Below are 6,078 nucleotides of genomic sequence, written 5' to 3'. Positions count from 1 at the left end.
AATTCATTCTTTGCAACATTGCCTGTTGGAGAGGTCGACTTCTTTTTCTCAAGGGATGGGTAAAGCCGTTTGAGCTTGATACGCGCATCAGCGGTGGTAAAACGCCAATTGACAGTGATGGCCTCCTCATTGCGATTCTGTTGCCAGGTCAAGACCTCTCGCTCCAGTTCCTTCTGTGTCCCAATGCGACGGGAAAGACATTGGCGGGCCAGAGCAGAGAGCTCAATTTCGGCCATATTCAACCAACTCCCATGGACGGGCGTGTAGTGGATTTCCAATTTCTTGAGGAGGCGAAGGGCTTCCGGCGGCGCAAAGGTGGAATACAAGGAAGATGGTGTGTGGGTGTTGAGATTGTCCATCACCAGCACAATTTTCTCTGCCTTCGGATACTGGACATCGACGAGTTCACGAATGAAATGAGCCCAATCCTCGCTTGTCCGGCGCTCTGTCACTTTGACGAATCTCTTGCCCGCCAGCGGCTCACATGCCAGAAAAAGCTTGCGCATCCCTGCTGATTCAAAGGTGTAATCGACCCGCTCAGGCTGGCCCGGTTGCATGGGCAGGCTTTCTCGTTTGTCCTGCAGCAGCAGTTTGGCACTTTCATCCATGCACACCTGTGGAAAGCGTGGGTCAAACGGACGCGTGTAGATCTCTAAGATATCTTCCATGCGCCAGACAAAGGCGGCGCTCGCTTCTGGGGGAATACACCAGCATTGTTTTAACCAAGGCTTGAGCTCGTTTTTTTGAGCGTTTTGCGCACGGTTTCGTGACTCACGTGTTCCACATAGCCCAGTTCCACCATACGATCAGCTAGAAAACGTAACGTCCAGCGGGCTTGGCCGGTAGGACATGGGCTGCACGAAAGGGCAATGAGATGGGCTTCTTGCTCTCCATCCAGGGCTCGGGCTCGTGTTTGGGTATGGAGACGGTGGTTGAGGGCATCATCCAGGCCGCGGGTGACAAAGCGCTCACGAATACGGATCACGGTGTAGCGGCTCATCTCAAATGCTTCGGCTACTTGCTCATCGGTCCAGCGCGGACCGGGAGCGTTCTGGTCGATTTTGAGTAAGATACGAGCGTGCGCTTGTTGCCTGACGGGTGCCTTGCCTCCCGCCAGCAATTGTTGTAACAGAAACCGTTGTTCCTCGCTCAATGTGACCTCATACTTGTGGGGGCGCTCTCTCATCTGTCTCTCCTTGCAAAAACTATTCTTGAGCTTTCAAGGATAACAGATTGGCTCTTCCGTTGCAAACCTCGCTTGACAGAGCACTACAGTTGAGAGAAAAGGGCAAAAGAGGACTCATCATGACCGAGCAGAACCCGTTTAAATGGCGTCATTTCCAAGCCGATATCATTCTCTTGTGCGTCAGGTGGTATTTGCGCTATGCTTTAAGCTACCGCGATCTGGAAGAAATGATGCTGGAGCGAGGTCTGCATGTGGATCACACGACGATCTACCGCTGGGTTCAACACTATGCTCCTGAGCTCGAACGACGTTGCCGCCCCCATTTGAAACCCACGACCGATTCCTGGCGTGTTGACGAGACGTACATCAAAGGTGCGACAAGAACTTGGCTACTGACATTATCCGAAGCAAAGGAGATTTCTTCTTTGGTAGGGTTCAGGCTTTCCCCCAAAAGCCTGATGGCTACAGGCGTAGCTTCCGGTTGAGCAGTCGGAGGTGAAAGAGCTGCCTGGACAATGTGGACGAGAGGAGAAAACTCTCTCTCCTCACTCGGTTTGCTAGCCAAAGATGAAACTGGGTGACGTAAGAAAGCTCTGTTTGACGGGTCGTTAAGGTCCACACGGTGAGGGGAGAGTCGCCCCACAAGGGACAACCGTGAGTGGGAGGTATGGTGTACGCTTTGATTACACCAAAACGTTGGTATTGTTTTTTTTCCAGCAAGAGGCGATGTTCCAGGGGTAGAAACGCGCCTCCCTTCTACGGCAGACGAGACGCGTCTGTATTCGGCCTAAAGGAGCCACCCAAAGGTCATCGTAGAATGTCAGGGTCCAAACTTGTGAGAGGTGATCTCTTCGCCTGGAACGCTTGCGAGACAGGCAAAGATAGCTGCATCCGATGGAGAGATCATCAGTCAGAGCCATCATAGTACCCTTTGAAAGCCAGCTAATGACTGGACTGCGGGGAAGGATGGCAGCGGTTCTCGTTCAAGGAGGGGTGATATCAAATCCTTTGAATGCCATGTGCTTTGACGGGTCGGGAGGCCACCAGTGAAAGCACGTGGTATGGTGAATGCTGTCGTGTTGTTGTAGCAGGATTTGGCACCGTTGGATTTGCGCCTCTTCAAGCGCGTCAAGGGAAGGAAACCAACGTGAAGCAATGCCTTCATTGGACAACGGCCAGAGCCGTTCACAGGGCTGCAATTCGGGGAGTAGGGAGGCAAAAAGATGAGGTGAAGGCCCTGAGGAACCTGGAGAAGAGCACTGGCATGCCATCCAGCCTGATCAAGGACCAGGGCGATGTGTTTGTCGTTGCTCGCACCGACGGCTTGGGCAAAATGCGCCAGCGCCAGGTTCATCATCTCGAGATCAACAGTGGGCAAGATGAGCCACTCGGTGCGCCCAGAGTGGGGATGAACAAAGCCGTAGAGGGAGAGCCATTCGTAGCGCTGTTGCACTCCAACGCGCGGTCGCGACCCTTTGCGTACCCACATCCGGCGCAGGATCGGTTTCAGACCGATGCGATGTTCGTCCATCGCCCACACTTCGACGCTGGCCTGGGAGTGCTTCAGGTGAATCAGCTTGACATCCTGACTCAGTTTTTTTAAAGGCCGCTTGCTCCTGGGGGTTGCTTTTCACATGACGAGGGCGCAAGACGCGTGGGCGAAAACCCAGACGCCGCAGATACTCCCAGCCTCGCTGGGCATGGACCTTGCGACTGGTATGCTGCTCTATCCACTGCGCTACTTTGGGTCCTGACCACAAACCGCCATCGGGTGGATCCTGCTCTAAGGTCTCTTGCAACTGCTGCTGTTGCTCCGCTGAGAGGAGGTACTGACCACCGAGATTCTCATGACGCCCGTCACTCATCGCCCTGGGACCATCCTGATTGTAGCGCTGGACCAGGGTGCGTACCCACGTGTAACAGTACCCAGTCATGTCAGCTACGTGTTGGGCCGATATTCCTTGCGCGATCAGCCAGATGACCTGCCAGCGGCCGCGTGCCAGGCCGTCTTTCGCCTTGCGATAGCGCATTTCTATCTCTTCGAAGGGCAGATGTTCTGCCACGCGGATTTTTGTATTCATGCCACCGAGTATACCACGTCACATTCAAAGGATTTGATATGATATCCCGGTGAAGAACGCCTCGATCATGGGCAAATTGGAGCGCACTGGCAATCTGTTCGAGGATCCTTCCTGCTTCTTGTGGGGTGAGAGGACCTCGACCCTTTAAGCGATCAAGCAATGTTCCTCCAGGCATATAGGGCATGACGAGGTAATGCCAGGGACCTTGTTCTCCATACTCAAAGACTGGCAAAATATGCTCGTGAGCTAAAGGCCCCATGGTTTCGGCTTCCCGCTGAAAGCGTCGAAAGTGTTCATCCTGGCTTTGATGAACAACTTTAATAGCCACCTCACGATGCAAGTGTTCATCGAAGCCAAGATAGACCTCAGCCATGCCCCCGCGTCCAAGCAGGTGCTTGAGGTGGTGATGACCAAGCGTAGTTCCTTCTAGTGTTGGCATAATCGGATGCGTTTCTCCTTTATCTCTTCGTCTGGTTCCACATAAGATGATCGTGCTTATGTGCTCCTTTTCACTTCACGACGTTCTTCCTGTTCGCACACACAAAGCGGCCGTTTGTTGACCCTAGACCCAAGCAATGGTTTCAACTGCTTGTTGGAGGTCAGGATGTGTTCCTCGTACATAGATCATCGTCGTAGCGAGCAAATCATGGCCCATCAGTTGTGTTACACGGTGCAATGGGACCGCAGCTACCATGCGGCGTCTGGGAAAGATCGCACATCCTGGATATATTTGAAAAGAGGAAGTATCGATCAGGCTAGAGATCGCCTATGGGAACATCCAGGCGCAGAGGGAATCCTTGCCATGCTCCTGGTAGCTCTAACGTCGGAACCTCCCTGGAGCGCTATTTTTCGCTGGGAAGATTTTTTATGAACATATTACTGCTTGCTGTGATCAGGTTGTCTCTCTCCTGCGTGAATATTCCCTTCTTCCTCTGGTATGGTATAGTGCCAGTAGTGCAGCAGCCAACCTCGTTGTGCTGTATTCACCTGCAATACACGGCACCATCCCAGAAGTGTATCTCGCTGAGGCGTTACCTCCCCACGGCAGGCTCGTATAATGGCCATTTGAGAATTTGGACTCATACCTGATTCTCTAGCTAACGCTCGGAAACTCATGTTCTGTTTAACGCACAAAGCATGAATTTGGAGCCCAAAAAGGGTATACCTGCGAGTATCGCGTTGTCGTTTTGCCATCTAGCTGCTGTCCCTTAATTTTTGCATTGGAGATTGACAATCTCTATTGTAGAGAGCATGCTTGATTCTGTCCATTGAAGCTTACTAAGCTTCAATGGAGGAAATGCTGGTAAGAAACAGCGTAGATGACGTTGCTACTTTCCTTGCAATCGCATCTGTGGACAAATGCTTCGCATTCTGTGCCTTCTGGCATTTGGTGCTTCTCGCTCGCACTCAGGCCGGATACGAAAATCTCATGAAATTGACCATCTTGGGCCTCCCTCGATGACGGTTGATCTCTGCACGTGTGCGAGTGCTCGATCCAGTCGCACAGGCAGACATGGAATGCGCTAAAAGCACCCATTGTTCGACCTGAATTTCCACCTGTTGAATGGAACAAGCCGCCTCCAGAGCCATGTTCCCATGTGCTTTGTAAAGAATTCCCATGTTTCACGCCGATTTCCTCTGTTTCAGCTCAAAACTGGTCGAAGATTGACCCAATTTACCAGAAGCGCCTCACCGTGCGCGTGGTGCTCGTGGAGGGATCGGAGCAGTCAGTGGTATCATTCAATAGTATCATGGAAGCATGATGAGCAACGCCGGCCAGCCAGGGCCATGCTGGGCGCTGCACCACTCCTTGTCTCACCGACGCGCATCCACTCGCAGTCACACGCTCCTTCACATCCAGTGGTGCAGCGCCCCTCCCAGATACCCTCTGGCGTGGGAACACCGCTGCATTCGCGGCCCGCTTTTTGCCGGCACCACCCCTTCGTTGTGCTCTTTGGCCAGCGCGATCAGGGCGCCGCTGCTCTCACCAGGCTGCCAACGCTCTTCCGGCTGTGGTGAGGCAATGCGGGCGAGCACCATGAGAACCAGCGGCCACCCAGCGGGGAGGGTGTCCGTTCCCCAGCCTGCCGTGGGTACAAGACGCTGACGTGTGTGTCTGGTGGCGTGCTTGGTGGCGTGCCTGGTGGCGCGCGCTCATGGTCTGCCAGCACGCGCTCTCCACACGCGCTCTCCACTCCTTCCTGATGTCTCTCCGACACAGCAGAGGGGAGAGCATCAGAAGAAGAGCAAAACACGGAGACGAGCGCAGAAATGGCTACAAGAACAACGAGAGTGCAGGGAGAAGGACGCGGGCAGAGAGACACGAGCAACGCTCTGAAGGAGGGAAGTATACCTGTGGGAGGAGAGAGAAGGGAAGCTATCTGCGAGTGAGACGAGAGTAAGACAAGAAACACGGCCGGTGATGGGACTGGCGTGGGATCGCCTACCAGGGGCAGCAGAAGGGGCGCTCTCGTAGAGTGGTACTCTACTAGAGCCTACCCCAACATACCAGGCGCAGAGCCGATCCAGCACGAATTCGTGTGGACGGAATCTGTGCATCCGAATGGGGGGGAATATGACCGTTCTGGGGGTGATGGCATTCTGACGACAGACGCACGCTGTAGCAAGAAACGGCCAGCTGGCTGTCATTTATCCTATAAATTTGGCTGTTTCTCAAGAAACTTGCCACACTGCCAGGCGCTTTCAGCGGATGGGCTTTCTCGCATAATCTGGCATGGCATAGGAAATAGGGTAGTGTTGCAAAAAATTTAAAGCTCAGCAAATTTAAGGGCACGCGAACAGCTCTCGCCA

General features: G+C 53.5%; 6 protein-coding genes and 2 pseudogenes. 1 reads left to right on the top strand and 7 read right to left on the bottom strand.

Features of this window, described 5'->3' with window-relative positions:
* A protein-coding gene (locus tag JMI88_RS27990) for an IS630 family transposase (protein WP_201365241.1) occupies nt 1-1,186 on the bottom strand; the annotation gives its coding sequence in 2 pieces (ribosomal slippage) (nt 1-745 and nt 745-1,186; 1,187 coding nt annotated over the 2 pieces). This gene is flagged as partial in the annotation.
* A gap of 119 nt (nt 1,187-1,305) precedes the next feature.
* On the opposite strand from JMI88_RS27990, the pseudogene JMI88_RS27985 reads away from it, so the two are divergent.
* Nucleotides 1,306-1,557: pseudogene (locus tag JMI88_RS27985) on the top strand (IS6 family transposase); the annotation flags it as partial.
* A gap of 548 nt (nt 1,558-2,105) precedes the next feature.
* Here the strand turns inward: JMI88_RS27985 and JMI88_RS27980 are convergent.
* From JMI88_RS27980 to JMI88_RS27955, 6 genes and pseudogenes are all read right to left on the bottom strand, one after another.
* Nucleotides 2,106-2,675 carry a transposase gene (locus tag JMI88_RS27980; protein WP_236023098.1) on the bottom strand — a complete coding sequence of 190 codons (570 nt, stop codon included), beginning with the start codon at nt 2,673-2,675 and terminating at the stop codon, nt 2,106-2,108.
* 115 nt (nt 2,676-2,790) lie between these two features.
* Nucleotides 2,791-3,120, bottom strand: a pseudogene (locus JMI88_RS39690) (helix-turn-helix domain-containing protein); the annotation flags it as partial.
* 1 nt (nt 3,121) lies between these two features.
* Entirely contained in the window at nt 3,122-3,706 is a 585-nt protein-coding gene (locus tag JMI88_RS27970; RefSeq protein ID WP_201365239.1) for a serine/threonine-protein kinase, read from the bottom strand.
* Between the two features lie 437 nt (nt 3,707-4,143).
* Nucleotides 4,144-4,350, bottom strand: coding sequence for a hypothetical protein (locus tag JMI88_RS27965; RefSeq protein ID WP_201365238.1), 207 nt, complete (start codon nt 4,348-4,350; stop codon nt 4,144-4,146).
* A gap of 592 nt (nt 4,351-4,942) precedes the next feature.
* Entirely contained in the window at nt 4,943-5,110 is a 168-nt protein-coding gene (locus JMI88_RS27960; RefSeq protein WP_201365237.1) for a hypothetical protein, read from the bottom strand.
* Between the two features lie 124 nt (nt 5,111-5,234).
* Nucleotides 5,235-5,462 (bottom strand): hypothetical protein, encoded by a 228-nt coding sequence (locus JMI88_RS27955; RefSeq protein ID WP_201365236.1) that lies wholly within the window; start codon nt 5,460-5,462, stop codon nt 5,235-5,237.
* Nucleotides 5,463-6,078 lie beyond the last annotated feature (616 nt).

This window comes from Dictyobacter formicarum (assembly GCF_016587435.1).
This window is presented reverse-complemented; position numbering and strand designations above follow the sequence as displayed.

Excerpts from the sequence above, each read along its gene's own strand:
- JMI88_RS27980 (WP_236023098.1), bottom strand. The coding sequence starts at position 2,675 with ATGTGGGTACGCAAAGGGTCGCGACCGCGCGTTGGAGTGCAACAGCGC.
- JMI88_RS27970 (WP_201365239.1), bottom strand. The coding sequence starts at position 3,706 with ATGCCAACACTAGAAGGAACTACGCTTGGTCATCACCACCTCAAGCAC.
- JMI88_RS27965 (WP_201365238.1), bottom strand. The coding sequence starts at position 4,350 with ATGAGTCCAAATTCTCAAATGGCCATTATACGAGCCTGCCGTGGGGAG.